This is a genomic window from Pantoea sp. MT58, assembly GCF_014495885.1.
GTDB classification, from domain to species: Bacteria; Pseudomonadota; Gammaproteobacteria; order Enterobacterales; family Enterobacteriaceae; genus Pantoea; species Pantoea eucalypti.
Genome location: NZ_CP061083.1, coordinates 1,366,802 through 1,383,451, shown reverse-complemented (window position 1 = coordinate 1,383,451; position 16,650 = coordinate 1,366,802). Strand labels below are relative to the sequence as shown.

Here is a 16,650-nt window from a genome sequence, read left to right as displayed (position 1 = left end):
TTGCGTTATTTTCTGGCGGAGGCGTCCCATGACACGCGTTAATCTGATTACCGGTTTTTTGGGCAGCGGCAAAACCACGCTGCTCTGCCATCTGCTGGCAGCGCGGCCCGCAGGAGAAAAGTGGGCGGTGCTGGTCAATGAATTTGGCGAGATTGGGATCGACGGTGCCCTGCTGGCCGATCGCGGTGCCACGCTGAAGGAGATTCCCGGCGGCTGCCTGTGCTGCGTTAACGGTCTGCCGATGCAGGTTGGGCTGAATATGCTGCTGAAGAGCAAGCCCGACCGACTGCTGATTGAGCCAACGGGTCTGGGCCATCCGCGTCAGGTGTTGCAGATGTTAAGTGCGCCGGTGTATCAGGCGTGGCTGCAACTGAACGCCACTCTGACGCTGCTGGATGCTCGTCAACTGGCTGAGCCGCGTATTGTTGCCAATGAAAACTTTCGCGATCAACTCGCTGCCGCCGACATTATTATTGCTAATAAGCGCGACTGCTGGAGCGAAGAGGACCGTCAGCGCCTGGCTGACTGGCAGCAGCAGATGCAGCCTGCTCGTCCTCTGATACAGACCGAATTCGGTCAAATCCCCCTTTCCCTGCTTGATGCCCCTTATCTGCCGCGCGACCTCCCTGCGCCGCATCATCATCATTCGTCGCCCCCGACCAGCGGTCTGGCGGCATTACGACTGGATGGCGAGGCGCGATGGCGTCGGGCGCTGAACCACGGCCAGGGCTATAGCGCCTGCGGCTGGCTGTTTGATGCTGACACGCTGTTTAGCCGCGATGCGCTGCTGGAGTGGGTCCGGCTGGCAGCGGTCGATCGCATTAAAGGGGTAATGCGCACGCCAGAAGGCACAATGCGTATTAACTGCCAGGCAAAAGAGTTGCAAAGTGAGACATTCACCTCACTGCCGCCCGATAGCCGTATTGAGATCATCCATTCTCAGCAGGTCGACTGGAATCAGCTACAATCGGCATTGTTGAAGTGCCGTTTACGCTAAGACAGGTATTGTCGGCGGTTATTTTTTTAATGAGTTTTAATTATGCGCGTAACCCGCCTTATTACTATCCTGCTGCTCAATGCACTGGGCATAGTGCTGTTTCTTTCCTGGTATTTGCCGCCTGAACACGGTTTCTGGTTTGGCATCGATAAATCTGTTTTCTTTGGCTTCAATAATCAGATGGGCACTCATCCGCTCTTCGCGCTGATCGTCGCTATCACCAATTTTCGTGGTTTTGATGCGGTATCCCTGCTGGCGATGGGTCTGCTTTATCTGTCGATCTGGCGGCAGGAAACGCCAGAGGCCAGGCGTCGGATGCTGGCCATTGGTATCACCATGTTGTTAACCGCCGTGGTGCTTAATCAGCTGGGCCATTTATTGCCCGTGAAACACTCGAGTCCGACGCGATTCTTTGATCACGTTTATCGCGTCAGTGAATTAACCGGTATTCCCGCTAAAGATGCCTCAAAAGACAGTTTCCCTGGGGACCACGGTATGATGCTGATCATCTTCGCCTGCTTTATCTGGCGTTATTTTGGTTTCAGCCGTTTTATCGTTGCCGCCGCTATTGTGGTGATATTTTCACTGCCGCGCGTCATGGCGGGCGCGCACTGGTTTACCGATATTGCCGTCGGTTCACTGTCGGTCGTTTTAGTCGGACTGAGCTGGTGGCTATTAACACCAGCGAGTGACGTATTGGTTAACTGGTTTTATCGCAAATTACCGGGTAAATATAAGCCCGTGACGTAAATGTTAAGCGCGGTCGGTTTACCCGCTAGGTTCATAACCGCCCGCGCTTATAAAAAACAGCTCCTCACTATTAGGCTGCTAATTAAATTCACGAAAAGAAAAGGTTATGACCCGGCTTACGCGTTAACGGGTCTTCACACCAGGCTGTCAATTAAGAAAACACTGAAACAGCAGGCTATGCCCCGAATTGACCTCCCTTTCATCCCCTGTTCTCACCATTATTTCCCCACAATTGTCTCTAAAATAGTCAGTGTGTTACGGTTTGATTCTCATCAAAAAAACCTATATGAAATTGATTAAAAGCACTCGCCACGGCGTCTGTAATCAGTTAACCTCAGTCGCAGTGAGACTACAGCGGCAGAAAATTCAGATTTTTTACCGTTAAAGTGTGTCCATTAACACATTTTAGTAATTAAGGATTTGTCTTAGCCTGTTTCGCTTATTAATCTCCCTGTTTTGTCATCTGGCTGGCGACAATTTTGTCGTAAGGAAATCGAAGGAAAACCCGAATAATGGTCAAGTCTCAACCAATACTGAGATATATAATGCGGATCGTGCCCGCATTGGCGCTAGCCACACTCCTCTCAGCTTGTAGCAGTACCCATAGCAGTCAAAACGCGAATAACGAGAATCATGAAGTTAACAACCACAATGGTTTTTTACTTCAGGCGTCTCAGGATGAGTTTGAAGAAATGGTGCGTAACGTCGATGTTAAGTCGCGCATCATGGAACAATACGCCGTCTGGAAAGGTGTGCGCTATCGCCTCGGTGGCGATACCAAACGCGGGATCGATTGTTCCGCCTTTGTACAACGCACCTTCCGCGATCAGTTTGGCTTAGAATTACCTCGTTCTACCTCTGAGCAACAAGACACAGGCAAAGAGATCACCCGCAGTAAATTACGCCCTGGCGATCTGGTGATGTTCCGTGCCGGTTCAACGGGCCGCCACGTGGGCATTTACCTGGGTAACGATAACTTTGTTCATGCATCTACCAGCAGTGGCGTGATGATCTCCAGTCTCAATGATGACTACTGGAAAAAGCGTTACCGTGAAGGGCGTCGTGTATTAAGTCGTAACCCGACCTGATTATCACCTTCGATTTTCTCTCGCCAGAGAATAAGAAACGCTGCCTGTGCAGCGTTTTTTTTCGTGCCTGAAGATGGCAGGCAGATTTTTATCAGATAAAAGCATTGTATTTCAGATAAATAACGAGACATTTCAGACTCTCTCGTTATATTCTCGGTCGCTTAAACCGAAGCAGTCGTGCGCAATAACATAATAATAATTTATCAGGAGCACCTCATGCCATTGTCGGGGGCACTACGGCGCCGTGACACTACTCCTCGCCGTATCGCATGCAGTAGCGCGATGGCTGGCGGCTTATTCTTTCTTTTGTTCGCCGTACTCTCTTTTCACCAGACCTGGCAGAAGCGCGAACGGCAGCATCAGCAACTGCTGGAGAACAGTCGCACGGCATTGCAGCAAACGCTCTCCACGTTGATTAACAGCACTCTCACTCCCCTGCTTCCGTTTACCCACACTGCCTGCCATAACATAGATCGTGAACTGACCTCACGCGCCGCCTTTGCCGGAAACCTTCGCGCCATTCTGCTGGTTGATAACGGTACAGCCTTTTGCTCGTCAGCGACCGGCAGTTTTAGTCTGCCACTTAATGTGATTGCGCCGCACAGTGACATTTCTCGCGATACCGACCTGCAACTGATGCCAGGCACGCCGTTGCAGCCGAATAAACCGGTGCTGGCCTTGTGGATCAAAAATCCAGGCAGCCTGCAGTCAGGCGTTTTCGCGACGCTCAATATCACTCTCGCGCCTTATCAGCTGCTGGCGTCCCGGCGACCGGAAATCACCGGCATGGCACTCGTGGCACAGCGCAGCGCCTTAACCAGCTGGCAGCCCGGCCTCATTGAGAATAAAAACCTGCCGACGCCCCTGCACCAGCAGGCGCTGACAGGATATCCGCTCCAGTTTGTCGTGTACGGCTCCACTCTGGCAGTCAGCGACTATCAAACTATCCTGCTAAGTGGCCTGTTGCTGTCGCTGCTGTTTGCAGGGGGATGGTGGCTACTGTTGTCGGTGTATCAGCGTCCCGGCAGAGAGCTGATTCGGGCCATGAAACGCGGCGAGTTTCACGTTGAGTATCAGCCGCTGGTGACGTCTCATGATGGCCAGCCTTATGGTATGGAAGCATTATTACGCTGGACTCACCCGACGAAAGGCCCGGTTCCGCCCGATGTCTTTATTCATTTTGCAGAATCACAGAATCTGATTATTCCGCTGACGCGGCATCTGTTTCAGCTGGTTTCCCGTGATGCACATCTGCTGTGTCATACCATTCGCCGTCATGCCAGCCTGAGTCTCAACATTTCGCCCCTGCATCTGGCTGACAGTGGTTTCCGTCAGGATGTGCTGCACTGGCTTGATACCATGCCTGCGGGACACTTTAACTATGTGTTTGAGATTACTGAGCGAGCCATGGTGCGGGATGAAAACGTCGGAGAACTGTTTGACTGGCTGCATCAGCAGCAGATTCATATTGCTATTGATGATTTTGGTACCGGGCATAGCGCGTTAATCTATCTGGAACGTTATGACTTTGATTACCTCAAAATCGATCGCGGTTTTGTTCAGAGCATCGGTACAGACACCCTGACCTCACCGGTTCTGGATTCCGTGTTGCAACTGGCGAAGAAACTCAACTTAAAGAGTGTGGCCGAAGGCGTTGAGACCGGTGAGCAGGCCACCTGGTTAATTAATCGTGGTGTAACGCATTTGCAGGGTTATATCTTTAGCCGTCCGTTACGGCCAGAAACGCTGATAGACTATTTCCGTCGTCATAAGGCCTGACATGACCTGGCCTGAAACGCCCCGGACATCTGACTGGAGGAATCATGCTGTTTCGCTTTGGACTCATACTGCTGTGTGGCCTGCTCAGCGCCCCGCTGCTGGCTGCCTCTGTCCAGCAAAGCTATGCATTCACCCAGGCTGGTGAAGCAAAATATCCGCCCGGTTTCAGCCATTACGACTATGCCAACCCCAGCGCGCCCAAAGGAGGCAGCATCACCCTGGCGGTGATCGGTACCTATGACAACTTCAATCGCTATGCCTCACGCGGCAATCCAGGCATTAACACCGGCACGCTTTATGACGGGCTTTACACCAGTTCAGACGATGAACCCGGCAGCTATTATCCGCTGATTGCCGAGTCGGCGCGCTATGCCAGCGATTTTTCGTGGATCGAGATCCAGATGAATCCCCACGCCCGCTTCCAGGATGGCACACCGATCACCGCCCGCGACGTGGCGTTCACCTTTGAAAAATTCATGACTGAGGGCGTGCCCCAGTTCCGCGTCGCCTACCGTGGCGTTAGCGTAAAAGCGCTGAACGACCTCACAGTGCGTATAGAAGCACAGAAGCCGGATAAAGATCTGCTGCTTGGATTACTGACGCTGCCGGTGATCGCCGAGTCGTTCTGGCACGATAAAAATTTTAACGAGCCGTTAAGCGCACCGCCGTTGTCGAGCGGACCCTATCGCATTACCCGCTGGAAGCTGGGCCAGTTTATTGAGTTCAGTCGGGTAAAAGATTACTGGGCCGCCGATCTGCCGGTAAACCGCGGACGTTTTAATTTTGATCGCATGCGCTATGACTACTATCTGGATGACAATGTGGCGTTTGAGGCCTTTAAGGCTGGCGCTTTCGACTGGCGTGAAGAGACTTCGGCGAAGAAATGGGCCACCCAGTATCGCGGCCGCCATTTCGACGATGGCAGCATCGTCAAAGAGACCACGCCCAATGACGCTGCTATTGATACCCGCTGGCTGGCATTTAACAATGAAAAACCGCTGTTTCAGGATCGACGCGTGCGTCAGGCTTTCTCACTGATGTTCGATTTCGAGTGGATGAACAAAGCGCTTTACTACGGAGCCTGGCATCGCGCCAGCAGCTATTTCCAGAACACGGAGTATGCTGCCAGTGGTGTGCCGGATGCACAGCAACGGGCGCTGCTTGAACCCTGGCGCGCACAACTGCCGCCAGAGCTGTTCAGCCAGCCCTATCAGCCACACAAAACGGATGGCAGCGGCTATGACCGCGCCAGTCTGTTAACCGCATTTGACCTGTTAAAACAGGCGGGCTGGCAGATTAAAAATCGCCGCCTGGTCAATGATAAAACCGGTCAGCCGTTCACCGCAGAGTTGCTGTTACGCAGCGGTTCTGACATCGACTGGGCACTCCCGCTGCAGCACAATCTTTCGCGGCTTGGCATTACGCTGAATCTGCGGCAGATCGACAGCTCGCTGTATCTGCGGCGCAAACGGGAAGGTGACTACGATATGATTGCCACCGCCTATTCAGCGATGCCCATCCCGACGTCCAGCCTGCAGATCCTCTGGCACTCCGACTACATCAACTCGTCGTGGAACAGTGCGCGGGTTAAAGATCCGATAGTGGATCACTTTGTGAAACAGATTGTGGCGCATCAGGACGATCCTGCTGAACTTCGCCCTCTGGCACAGGCGCTGGATCGGGTGCTGCTGTGGAATGCCTATATGATCCCAATGTGGTACAACGCTGAACAGCGGCTGGCATACTGGGATAAGTTTTCTCACCCTGCACGCAAGCCCGCCTACAGTACAGGGCTGGAAAACTGGTGGTACGACACAAACAAAGCCGGACGCCTGCCGGCCAGTAAACGCTAAGGAGATCACCGTTGGCCGCTTACTTTCTGCGCAGACTGCTGCTGATTATCCCGACCTTGTGGGCGATCATCACGCTTAATTTTTTTATCGTGCAAATCGCGCCCGGCGGCCCGGTCGATCAGGCGCTGGCAAATATTGAGTTTGGTCAGACAACCGGCCTGCCCGGCAGCGGGGCGGAGAGCGCCAGTTCACGCGCCAGCTTCAGTCACATTAATCCTGGCGATAATCAGTATCGTGGCGCACGCGGGCTGGATCCTGAAGTGATTGCTGAGATTAAAAAGCGTTACGGCTTCGATAAACCTCTCTGGCAGCGCTACGGCGAGATGCTGTGGAATTACCTGCGTCTGGATTTTGGCGACAGCCTGTTTCGCAGCGCCTCGGTGATCGGGCTGATCAAAGAGAGCCTGCCAGTCTCGATCAGCCTGGGACTCTGGAGCACCCTGATTATTTATCTGGTGTCGATTCCACTGGGGATCCGCAAAGCGGTGCGCAATGGCAGCGCCTTTGATGTCTGGAGCAGCGCCTTTATTATCATCGGCTACTCCATTCCGGCCTTTCTGTTCGGCATCATGCTGATTGTGCTGTTTGCCGGTGGCAGCTATCTCGACTGGTTTCCGCTGCGTGGGCTCACCTCTGCGCAGCACGATACACTGCCCTGGTATGGCAAAGTGCTGGACTACTTCTGGCATATCGCTCTGCCGGTGCTGGCGACAGTGATCGGCGGCTTCGCCACGCTGACCATGCTGACCAAAAACGCCTTTCTGGACGAGATCCGCAAACTCTATGTGGTGACCGCGCGCGCCAAAGGGGTGCCAGAGCGACGCATTCTCTATCATCATGTGTTTCGCAATGCGATGCTGCTGGTGATCGCCAGCTTCCCGGCCACGTTTATCAGCATGTTCTTTACCAGTTCGGTACTCATCGAAGTGATGTTCTCGCTCAACGGGCTTGGGCTGCTCGGCTATGACGCGACATTGCAACGCGACTACCCGGTGATGTTTGGCACGCTCTATATTTTCACGCTGATCGGTCTGCTGATGAATATCCTCAGCGATCTGACTTATACGCTGGTCGATCCCCGCATCGACTTCGGGAGCCGCTCATGACGCTCTCACCGCTGAATCAGCAGCGCTGGCAGCGCTTTCGTCACAACCGACGCGGCTACTGGTCGCTCTGGATCTTTCTGATCATTTTTCTGCTGTCGCTGGGTGCTGAACTGATCGCGAATGACAAGCCGTTGCTGGTGCATTACCAGCAGCGCTGGACGGTGCCGCTGCTGTTTGACTACAGCGAAACCGACTATGGCGGTGTACTGGCGACAGCGGCGGATTATCAGGATCCCTGGCTGCGGCAGCGCATCAGGCAGAATGGCTGGGCGCTGTGGGCACCGATTCGTTTCAGCGACGGAACCATTAATTTTGCTACTCAGGTGCCCTTCCCTTCTCCGCCTTCTGCGCAGAACTGGCTCGGCACGGACGCCAACGGCGGCGACGTACTGGCTCGGCTGCTCTATGGCACACGTATCTCTCTGCTGTTCGGTCTGCTGCTGACGCTTCTCTCCAGCGTCATCGGGATTGTGGTCGGCGCGGTGCAGGGCTATTTCGGCGGCAGAATTGACCTGATTGGGCAGCGGATGATTGAAGTCTGGTCTGGCATGCCCGCGCTGTTTCTGCTGATTCTTCTCTCCAGCGTGATTCAGCCTGGCTTCTGGTGGCTGTTGCTGGTCACCGTGGCGTTTGGCTGGATGAGTCTGGTAAGTGTTGTCAGGGCAGAGTTTCTCCGTACCCGAAATTTTGATTACATTCGTGCCGCGCAGGCGCTGGGCGTCAGCGATGGCCGGATTATGTTGCGCCATATGCTGCCTAACGCGATGGTAGCCACACTGACCTTTCTGCCGTTTATTTTGTGCGGATCGATTACCACGCTGACCTCACTCGACTTTCTGGGCTTCGGCCTGCCGCTGGGTTCGCCCTCGCTGGGCGAGTTACTGCTGCAGGGCAAAAACAACCTGCAGGCTCCCTGGTTGGGTCTGGCAGGCTTTTTCACGCTGGCGATCCTGCTTTCGCTGCTGATTTTTATCGGCGAAGCGGTGCGCGACGCCTTTGATCCGGGCAAAGGAGCCTGAATGACGACGCCATTGCTTGCTATCAATCATCTCTCAGTCGCCTTTCGTCAGGGCAAGCAGCTTCGACAGGTCGTGAATGACGTGTCGCTGCGCATTGACGCAGGTGAAACGCTGGCGCTGGTGGGTGAGTCTGGTTCCGGCAAGAGCGTCACCGCGCTGTCGGTAATGCGACTGCTGCATGAGGCTTCAGTGATTTATCCCAGCGGCGAGATTCTGTTTAACGGTGAAGATCTGCTGCGCGCCCGCGAGCAGCGTCTGCGGGGTATTCGCGGCAACCAGATCGCGATGATTTTTCAGGAGCCCATGGTGTCACTGAATCCGTTGCACACCGTGGAGAAGCAGCTGTATGAAGTGCTGTCACTGCATCGCGGGATGCGTCGTCCGGCCGCACGCGGTGAGATTCTCAGCGTGCTCGATCGGGTCGGTATCCGGCAGCCCGCCACCCGGCTCAATGATTTTCCCCACCAGCTTTCCGGCGGTGAACGCCAGCGGGTGATGATTGCCATGGCGCTGCTGACCGAGCCGCAGCTGCTGATTGCCGATGAGCCGACCACGGCACTGGATGTGACGGTTCAGGCCCAGATCCTGACGCTGCTGCGCGAACTGCAACGTGAGCTGAACATGGGCATGCTGTTCATCACGCATAACCTGAATATTGTGCGTCAGCTGGCAGATAATGTCAGCGTGATGCGCAACGGTCACATCGTGGAGCAGAATCGCTGCCAGACCCTGATGAACCAGCCGCAGCATCCTTACAGCCAGCAGTTGCTGGCTGCGGAACCGGAGGGAAAAGCCGTTCCGCTGCCCGCAGCGTCGCCCATTCTTCTTCGTGTCGAGCAGCTTCAGGTGAGCTTTACACAGCGGCGCGGGCTGTTCCGTCGCCAGAACAGTGAAAAGCGGGTGCTTTCCGGATTGAGTTTTAGCCTGCGGCGTGGCGAAAGTCTGGGCCTGGTGGGTGAGTCCGGCTCGGGTAAAAGCACCACCGGGCTGGCACTGCTGCGGCTGATTGCCTCACGCGGCGAGATCTGGTTTGACGGTCAGCCGCTGCATCAACTGTCGCGTCAGCAACTGTTGCCGCTGCGTCAGCGTATTCAGGTGGTGTTTCAGGACCCTAACTCCTCACTCAATCCGCGCATGACGGTGCAGCAGATTATTGCTGAGGGTCTGGCGGTATATCAGCCTGAACTCGACAGTGTGCAGCAGACGCAGCGGGTTATCGCCGTCATGGAGGAAGTGGGGCTTGAAGCGGAAAGTCGCCATCGTTATCCGGCCGAATTTTCTGGCGGTCAGCGACAGCGTATTGCTATTGCGCGGGCATTGATTCTGGAGCCGGAGTTGCTGGTGCTGGATGAACCGACTTCATCGCTGGATCGCACGGTGCAAAAGCAAATTCTGACGCTGTTACGCCGTTTGCAGCAGCAGCGGCAGCTCAGTTATCTGTTTATCAGTCACGACCTGGATGTGGTTCGCGCGCTGTGCCACCAGCTTATCGTGCTGTGCCAGGGAGAGGTCGTGGAACAGGGCGAGTGTGAAAGGCTGTTTGCTTCACCCGTGGCAGATTATACCCGCGAGCTACTGCAGTCGGCGCAGCTTAACCTCCAATAAAGGTTTCTGCTATCGCCACGCCCTGATTTTTCAAACAGCAGTTAGTGGCACTTTCGTCACGACGCTGAATGAACAGGCAGGGCTGCCCTTCGCACTCAGCAACTTTGCAATCAACCTGAATATCCGCCAGAACCTCTTTTAACTGCTGCAGAATCTCCCACGCCGGAATGCCGTCATGGCTGATCAATCGCAGCGCCACGAAATCCTGCTCATCCAGCGTTGCATCATCGGAATCAATGGCGCTGTGGTGATCGCTGGCCCAGCGAAAATGCTGTGGCAGACGATGCACAATTGAAAGTTGCAGCATAGTTTACTTTCCCCGGATGAGTTTATGTCGCAACACCGACCTGCCCGCAGCCAGCGGGTCATTCACCGCAGAGTCCGGACAGGGAGGCCCATCCGTGCGGATTGCAGAAGCGCATTTTTGCGACTTACATCGCACTTCAGCCTATATGTACCGCGTTCACTCACCGTTAACAATCATTTTAGACGCATTGTGATTACTTTTTTAACTAAAAATTTTCACAATAAAGAAACAAAACCGTCGGGATATGCATCACTGCGGGCAATCGGGGAAGAAACCACTGCGCCCGGTTAACGGGTCGCAGTGCGGGGACGTGAAGCGTAGAAGAAGAGCAGCAGAGAAATTGTCGCGCACAGGGCAATTGTGCCGACCATCGGCCAGGCGCTGTTGAAACTCACCAGCGACAGCAGTGCACCGACAAAAGCACCCACGCCAAAACGCAGCGTGCCCGCCAGAGAGGATGCCGTTCCGGCCATATGCGGAAACTCATCCAGGATCACCGCCATCGCATTCGATGAGACCATCGACACGCAGCCGATAAACATCGCGATTCCCATCACCAGCGGCAAAAAGCCGAGGCTGAAGGCGCTGACAACCAGCAACCAGATGCCCATGCAGAACTGTATCAGCAGCCCCAGCCGGAACATCGCCACCGGGCCAAAGCGGCGCACGGCACGGCTGTTAATCAGCGTCAGGACAAACAGAAACACCACGTTGAGACCAAAGTAGTAGCCAAAGTTTTGCGGTGAGACGTGATTCAGCTCAATGTAAACAAAGGGGCCGGCATTGAGAAAAGTAAAGAGCCCGGCAAAGGAGAAGCCGCTCGACAGCATGTAACTGAACGCCCGTTTGTGGCGAAACAGCGTCACGAAGTTGCCGAGCGTGGTGCGCAGATGAAAACGCTGTCGCTGCTCCGGCTTCAGGGTTTCGCGGATTTGTGTGGTTACCAGCACAGTGGTCACTAATGCCGCACCCGCGAGCGCCCAGAAAATTGCGTGCCAGCTCCAGAGCACCAGCAGCCAGCCACCGATGATCGGCGCCAGCAGCGGCGCGATGGTGGTAATCAGCATCACAAAGGACATCATGCGCGAGAAGTCCTCTTTCGAGTAACTGTCACGCATCAGCGCGTTGATCACCACACTGGCTGCGGCGGCAGAAAGTCCGTGCAGGAAGCGCATCAGAATCAGCTGATCGATGGTCTGTGACAGTGCACAGGCCGCAGCGGCGCAGGCAAAGATCAGCGTGCCGAGTGCAATTACCGGCTTACGCCCATAGCTGTCTGCCAGCGGACCATAGATAAGCTGGCCAATCGCGAAGCCAAGGATGTAGAGGTTAAGCGACATCTGCACGCTACCGGCTGACACCCCGAACTCACGCGCAATCTGCGGCATGGCAGGCAGATACATGTCAATCGACAACGGCATCAGCATGGCTAACAGACCGAGGATGACGACCAGTCCTGTTGGCGAGTTCTTTTCCTTACGCACACCTTCTCCTGCACAAATGAGTCTGGGTCGGGCCGCCTGGCCCGCCCGGTTATTTTGTCTGCAGCTCTTTCGGCAGACCAATACTGGCGATCTCGTCTTCTGTCAGCGCACGGTATTCGCCCGGTTCCAGATCCTCGTCCAGCACGATGTCACCGATGCGTTCACGATGCAGCTCAATGACCCGATTGCCGACGGCTGCAAACATCCGTTTCACCTGGTGGTAACGACCTTCGCTCAGTGTCAGCCGCACATCTGTGGGGGTAATCACCTCCAGCTGTGCCGGTTTCGTCAGGCTCTTCTCATTGTGCAGCTGCACGCCCGCTGTAAACTGCGCGGCCGTATCGTCACTGATCGGCGATTCCAGGGTGACACGATAGGTTTTCTCGCAGTGATGACGTGGCGAGGTAATGCGGTGTGACCACTGGCCATCATCTGTCAGCAGCACCAGTCCGGTGGTGTCGATATCCAGACGCCCTGCCGCATGCAGTTTGAATGACATCGGCTCTTCGATGAAATAGATGATGGTGGGATGATCGGGATCGTCGGTTGAGCAGACGTAACCCTGCGGTTTGTTCAGCATAAAGTAGCGAGGACCGGTCTGCATCTGCAGTACGTTGCCGTCATAGACGACTTCGTGGTCGGGCAGCAGTTTGAACGCGGTATCGCGGACAACTTCCCCGTTAACGGTGACACGCTGGCCACGGATCTCGCGATGAGCGATGGCGCGGCTGATTTCCAGTTGCTGAGAGATGAATTTGTCGAGTCGCATGAATTCGTTTTGCCTGTTACTGCGGAGGGAATCTGAAACGGCCTGGTTAACCGTTGAAAATGTGCGGGAAGTATAACGTGATCCGCGCCAGCCTGACAGCGCGTTTACCGCACTTTCATGGCATAATTGCCGCCAGTTAGACAAAAGTGAGCAACATGTCTTTTACCTTACGCCCCTATCAACAGGATGCGGTGAATGCCACCGTGGCGCATTTCCGTCGCCATCAGGAACCTGCCGTCATTGTGCTGCCAACCGGTGCCGGCAAGAGTCTGGTGATTGCCGAGCTGGCCCGGCTGGCCCGTGGCCGGGTGCTGGTGCTGGCGCACGTCAAAGAGCTGGTGGCGCAGAACCACAGTAAATATCAGGCCTACGGGCTGGAGGCGGATATCTTTGCTGCCGGACTTCAGCGCAAAGAGAGTCAGCGCAAAGTGGTGTTTGGCAGCGTGCAGTCAGTGGCGCGTAACCTCGACCAGTTCGACAGCGCCTTCTCGCTGGTGATTGTCGATGAGTGTCACCGCATTGGCGATGATAAAGAGAGTCAGTATCAGCAGATCTTTAATCATCTGCGTCAGCACAATCCTCAGTTGCGTTTACTGGGACTGACCGCTACGCCGTTCCGTCTGGGTAAAGGCTGGATTTATCAGTTCCATTATCACGGCATGGTGCGTGGCGATGAAAAATCGCTGTTTCGCGACTGTATCTATGAACTGCCCCTGCGCTACATGATCAAGCATCAGTTTCTGGTGCCGCCGGAACGACTGGATATGCCGGTGGTGCAGTATGACTTCAGCCGTCTCACGGCGCAGTCCAACGGCCTGTTCAGCGAAGCCGATCTGAACCGTGAACTGAAGCAGCAGCAGCGCGTGACGCCCCATATCATCCGCCAGATCGTGGAGTTCGCTGAAGATCGGCTGGGCGTGATGATTTTCGCCTCAACGGTGGAGCATGCACGCGAAATCCTGCGGCTGCTGCCAGAAAACAGCGCGCTGGTCTCGGCCGAAACGCCAGCCAGAGAGCGCGATGCCCTGATTCTGGCGTTTAAGGCGCAGCAGCTGAAATTCCTGGTGAATGTGGCGGTGCTGACCACCGGGTTTGATGCGCCGCACGTTGACCTGATTGCAATCCTGCGGCCGACCGAGTCGGTCAGCCTCTATCAGCAGATCGTCGGACGCGGCCTGCGGCTCTCACCGGGTAAAACCGACTGCCTGATCCTCGATTACGCGGGTAATCCGCACGATCTCTTTACGCCCGAAGTTGGCGCCCCCAAAGGGGCCAGCGACAATCAGCCGGTTCAGGTTTTCTGTCCCGCCTGCGGTTTCGCCAACACCTTCTGGGGCAAGGCGACCGAAGATGGCATGGTGATCGAGCATTTTGGCCGGCGCTGTCAGGGCGTACTGGAAGATGACGAAGGTGAGCGCGAACAGTGTGATTTCCGCTTCCGGTTTAAAAGTTGTCCCGACTGCGGCGCAGAGAATGATATTGCCGCCCGACGTTGTCACCAGTGCGACAAAATTCTGGTCGATCCGGACGATATGCTGAAAGCGGCGCTGAAACTGAAAGACGCACTGGTGCTTCGCTGTGGTGGCATGACGCTGGAACAGGGCCATGACGCCAAAGGGGAATGGCTGAAGGCGACCTATTTTGATGAGGAAGGCACCAGCGTCAGCGAACGCTTTCGTCTGCAGACGCCGGCCCAGCGTAAGGCGTTTGAACAGCTCTTTATGCGTCCCCATCAGCGCGCCCCCGGCGTGCCGCTGGGCTGGCAGACCGCCGCTGACGTCCTGGCACTCCAGCCGCTGCTACGTCATCCCGATTTTGTCGTCGCACGGGCCAAAGGCCAGTTCTGGCAGATCCGCGAGAAAATGTTCGATTATCAGGGCCGCTATCGCCGCGCCAATGAGCTGCGTTAACAGGTGATGCCAGCGAGGGCTGACCGGATGCTGAACCCGGCGAGCGGGTATATCGTTTGCTACCACCCGGCATAACGGCTATACTGCCGCCCGCTTTTGCATGTGCATCAGCGGTATTGAATAACCTGCCTGTTACTGGGTCGCCTGTAGCAGGATTTAAATAAAGAGATATATTAATGCTCACTATCAATGCAGTAGAACGTAAAGAGCAGGGTAAGGGTGCGAGCCGCCGCCTGCGTACAGCAAACCGTTTCCCGGCCATCATCTACGGTGGTTCTGAAGCGGCTGTTGCCATCGATCTGGATCACGACTCAGTAATGAACCTGCAATCTAAGCCAGGTTTCTACGACGAAGTTCTGACCCTGTCAGTTGACGGCAAAGAAACTAAAGTGAAAGTTCAGGCTGTTCAGCGTCACCCGTTCAAGCCAAAACTGTTCCACATCGACTTCGTTCGCGCTTAATCGCGAATTACGTTGAAATGTAAAAGGGCCGGTTGAGAAACCGGCCCTTTTATTTTGTCCCTGATACACAGAGATAATCGACGTGTCAGAGAACAGAAGCCGGGCTAAGCCCGGCTTTTTTTATTTGCTGCTGGTACGGCGCTGAAGCTGGTCGCGCAGATTGGGTGGTGTGCCCTTAATCGTCAGGGTATCCGTGGCCGGATCCCAGAAAATGCGCTCGCCCAGTAACATCGCATCAAAATTCAGGGTCAGTCCCCCGCCGCTGCCGGCAAACTTCGTCAGCTGACGCAGCGTACTGCGATCCGCCGGGAAGCTCTCTTCCAGCTCGTAGCCCTGCTCCTGGGTAAAGGCCTGGAAGGTTTTCTCGCCCAGTGGTGGCAGCTCGCTCGACAGATCTTCCAGTGCAATTTCCTCGCCCGCCTGCAACTGTTCGTTGCAGTAGCTGTAAACCTGCTGGCGATAGTTCTGCCGTTCCTGCTTATCCAGTTCGGATTCGTTGCAGTAATCATCAACGGCCTGCAACAGACCGCGGTTCTGCGCCTTCGTGTCTAATCCCACTTCGGCACCCAGGAAGTCCATAAAGAAGTCAGCCACTTTACGTCCGACGCGGCCGCGCAGGAAGGTCAGGTAACGGGTCGATTCCGGGTTGGTTTCCCATTCGGTTAAATCAATTCGCGCCACGATATCCGCATGATTGATGTCGAGATAGTGGGTGCTGCTGATATCCATCTGCTCATTGACGCGCATACTGGACTGGCTGTTCAGCACCGCAATCAGCAGATATTCCACCGCCAGATAGCGATAGTGAATAAACAGCACCACGCCGCCTTCAGCGAACGGATATTTGGCCAGCTCGTCGCGCAGACGACCTGTTGCAGCGCGGCTAAAAGCGAGAAAATCATCGTTGCCCTTACGACAATTACGCAGCGCTTCTGCCAGTTCACTTTCTGCATTGAACAGGCCATAGGCTTTGCTTTTTGCGCTGTAAACCCGGTGTAACTCCTCCACCATCGCGTTAACCGTGTTGGTGGCAGGCAGCAGTGAATCGCGCAGCGCCAGTTCAAGCTGGTTTTCATCGCGTTTGATTAACTGATGCAGGGCAATCTGGTCGATATCCAGACTCATGGTAGACTCTCCTTTTAGCACAGGCGCGTATTCAAACACCGCCAGCATCGGCTTTCAACTCTATGCGTGAAGCGAACGTACTGCTTTCGATAAAATTGCGGTAAAAAGTGCGCTATTCCGGTAATATATCGCCTTTTGAAATGAGCTTAGACGACGATATGGCACAATCATCCCGTTACAGTGACGAACGCGTGGAACAACTCCTCGCGGAAATGGCCCAAATCCTGCACAAGGACAAGGCCCCCACCGATCTCTCCCTGATGGTTCTGGGAAATATGGTGACCAACTTAATTAACAGCGATGTCGCTCCGGCGCAACGTCGTTCACTGGCACGTTCTTTCGCCGATGCCCTTCAGGCATCAGTGCGTGACGATAACGCCCATTAATTGGCTGATTT

At 54.9% G+C, this 16,650-nt stretch carries 15 protein-coding genes; 11 read left to right on the top strand and 4 right to left on the bottom strand.

The features are described from left to right. The first annotated feature begins 28 nt into the window (after positions 1-28). The 8 genes from IAI47_RS06635 to yejF all read left to right on the top strand — a co-directional run bounded on the left by IAI47_RS06635 (position 29) and on the right by yejF (position 10,197). Positions 29-997, top strand: a complete 969-nt coding sequence (locus IAI47_RS06635; RefSeq protein ID WP_003854147.1) for a GTP-binding protein — start codon at positions 29-31, stop codon at positions 995-997. 42 nt (positions 998-1,039) lie between these two features. Then, complete coding sequence (locus IAI47_RS06630) at positions 1,040-1,747, top strand: phosphatase PAP2 family protein (protein ID WP_008926115.1); 708 nt, start codon at positions 1,040-1,042, stop codon at positions 1,745-1,747. 512 nt (positions 1,748-2,259) lie between these two features. After that, positions 2,260-2,835, top strand: coding sequence for a bifunctional murein DD-endopeptidase/murein LD-carboxypeptidase (gene mepS, locus IAI47_RS06625; RefSeq protein ID WP_071591717.1), 576 nt, complete (start codon positions 2,260-2,262; stop codon positions 2,833-2,835). A gap of 216 nt (positions 2,836-3,051) precedes the next feature. After that, entirely contained in the window at positions 3,052-4,614 is a 1,563-nt protein-coding gene (locus IAI47_RS06620) for a cyclic di-GMP phosphodiesterase (protein WP_187961243.1), read from the top strand. Positions 4,615-4,658: 44 nt separating this feature from the next. Beyond that, on the top strand, positions 4,659-6,467 hold the full coding sequence (locus IAI47_RS06615) for an extracellular solute-binding protein (RefSeq protein WP_008926118.1): 1,809 nt from the start codon (positions 4,659-4,661) through the stop codon (positions 6,465-6,467). 11 nt (positions 6,468-6,478) lie between these two features. Beyond that, positions 6,479-7,573, top strand: a complete 1,095-nt coding sequence (locus IAI47_RS06610) for a microcin C ABC transporter permease YejB (protein WP_003854153.1) — start codon at positions 6,479-6,481, stop codon at positions 7,571-7,573. Continuing rightward, positions 7,570-8,592 carry an ABC transporter permease gene (locus tag IAI47_RS06605; protein WP_008926119.1) on the top strand — a complete coding sequence of 341 codons (1,023 nt, stop codon included), beginning with the start codon at positions 7,570-7,572 and terminating at the stop codon, positions 8,590-8,592. Before IAI47_RS06610 ends, IAI47_RS06605 begins: the two co-directional genes overlap by 4 nt. Continuing rightward, entirely contained in the window at positions 8,593-10,197 is a 1,605-nt protein-coding gene (gene yejF / locus IAI47_RS06600) for a microcin C ABC transporter ATP-binding protein YejF (RefSeq protein WP_008926120.1), read from the top strand. Here the strand turns inward: yejF and IAI47_RS06595 are convergent. The 3 genes from IAI47_RS06595 to rsuA form a co-directional block, all read right to left on the bottom strand. Further along, positions 10,184-10,504, bottom strand: coding sequence for a hypothetical protein (locus IAI47_RS06595; RefSeq protein ID WP_003854157.1), 321 nt, complete (start codon positions 10,502-10,504; stop codon positions 10,184-10,186). The genes yejF and IAI47_RS06595 overlap by 14 nt on opposite strands. Positions 10,505-10,791: 287 nt before the next feature. Then, the gene (locus IAI47_RS06590; RefSeq protein ID WP_008926121.1) at positions 10,792-11,988 is read right to left on the bottom strand and encodes a Bcr/CflA family multidrug efflux MFS transporter; all 1,197 of its coding nucleotides are present in this window, start codon (positions 11,986-11,988) and stop codon (positions 10,792-10,794) included. Between the two features lie 49 nt (positions 11,989-12,037). After that, positions 12,038-12,757 (bottom strand): 16S rRNA pseudouridine(516) synthase RsuA, encoded by a 720-nt coding sequence (gene rsuA, locus IAI47_RS06585; RefSeq protein WP_003854163.1) that lies wholly within the window; start codon positions 12,755-12,757, stop codon positions 12,038-12,040. A 155-nt stretch (positions 12,758-12,912) separates the two neighbouring features. Between rsuA and IAI47_RS06580 the strand changes: the two genes are divergently transcribed. Further along, positions 12,913-14,667, top strand: coding sequence for a DEAD/DEAH box helicase (locus IAI47_RS06580; RefSeq protein ID WP_008926122.1), 1,755 nt, complete (start codon positions 12,913-12,915; stop codon positions 14,665-14,667). 176 nt (positions 14,668-14,843) lie between these two features. Then, positions 14,844-15,128: a 50S ribosomal protein L25 gene (gene rplY, locus IAI47_RS06575; RefSeq protein WP_003854168.1), complete on the top strand. Its 285-nt coding sequence runs from the start codon at positions 14,844-14,846 to the stop codon at positions 15,126-15,128. Positions 15,129-15,248: 120 nt separating this feature from the next. Here the strand turns inward: rplY and yejK are convergent, their stop codons facing one another. Beyond that, the gene (yejK, locus tag IAI47_RS06570) at positions 15,249-16,253 is read right to left on the bottom strand and encodes a nucleoid-associated protein YejK (protein WP_033743236.1); all 1,005 of its coding nucleotides are present in this window, start codon (positions 16,251-16,253) and stop codon (positions 15,249-15,251) included. 158 nt (positions 16,254-16,411) lie between these two features. On the opposite strand from yejK, the gene IAI47_RS06565 reads away from it, so the two are divergent. After that, entirely contained in the window at positions 16,412-16,639 is a 228-nt protein-coding gene (locus IAI47_RS06565) for a YejL family protein (RefSeq protein WP_010248348.1), read from the top strand. Positions 16,640-16,650: the final 11 nt, after the last annotated feature.

Bases quoted from the DNA above. Each gene is read 5' to 3' on its own strand.
- IAI47_RS06635 (WP_003854147.1), top strand. From the start codon at position 29: ATGACACGCGTTAATCTGATTACCGGTTTTTTGGGCAGCGGCAAAACC.
- IAI47_RS06630 (WP_008926115.1), top strand. From the start codon at position 1,040: ATGCGCGTAACCCGCCTTATTACTATCCTGCTGCTCAATGCACTGGGC.
- mepS (WP_071591717.1), top strand. From the start codon at position 2,260: ATGGTCAAGTCTCAACCAATACTGAGATATATAATGCGGATCGTGCCC.
- IAI47_RS06620 (WP_187961243.1), top strand. From the start codon at position 3,052: ATGCCATTGTCGGGGGCACTACGGCGCCGTGACACTACTCCTCGCCGT.
- IAI47_RS06615 (WP_008926118.1), top strand. From the start codon at position 4,659: ATGCTGTTTCGCTTTGGACTCATACTGCTGTGTGGCCTGCTCAGCGCC.
- IAI47_RS06605 (WP_008926119.1), top strand. From the start codon at position 7,570: ATGACGCTCTCACCGCTGAATCAGCAGCGCTGGCAGCGCTTTCGTCAC.
- yejF (WP_008926120.1), top strand. From the start codon at position 8,593: ATGACGACGCCATTGCTTGCTATCAATCATCTCTCAGTCGCCTTTCGT.
- IAI47_RS06595 (WP_003854157.1), bottom strand. From the start codon at position 10,504: ATGCTGCAACTTTCAATTGTGCATCGTCTGCCACAGCATTTTCGCTGG.
- rsuA (WP_003854163.1), bottom strand. From the start codon at position 12,757: ATGCGACTCGACAAATTCATCTCTCAGCAACTGGAAATCAGCCGCGCC.
- IAI47_RS06580 (WP_008926122.1), top strand. From the start codon at position 12,913: ATGTCTTTTACCTTACGCCCCTATCAACAGGATGCGGTGAATGCCACC.
- rplY (WP_003854168.1), top strand. From the start codon at position 14,844: ATGCTCACTATCAATGCAGTAGAACGTAAAGAGCAGGGTAAGGGTGCG.
- yejK (WP_033743236.1), bottom strand. From the start codon at position 16,253: ATGAGTCTGGATATCGACCAGATTGCCCTGCATCAGTTAATCAAACGC.
- IAI47_RS06565 (WP_010248348.1), top strand. From the start codon at position 16,412: ATGGCACAATCATCCCGTTACAGTGACGAACGCGTGGAACAACTCCTC.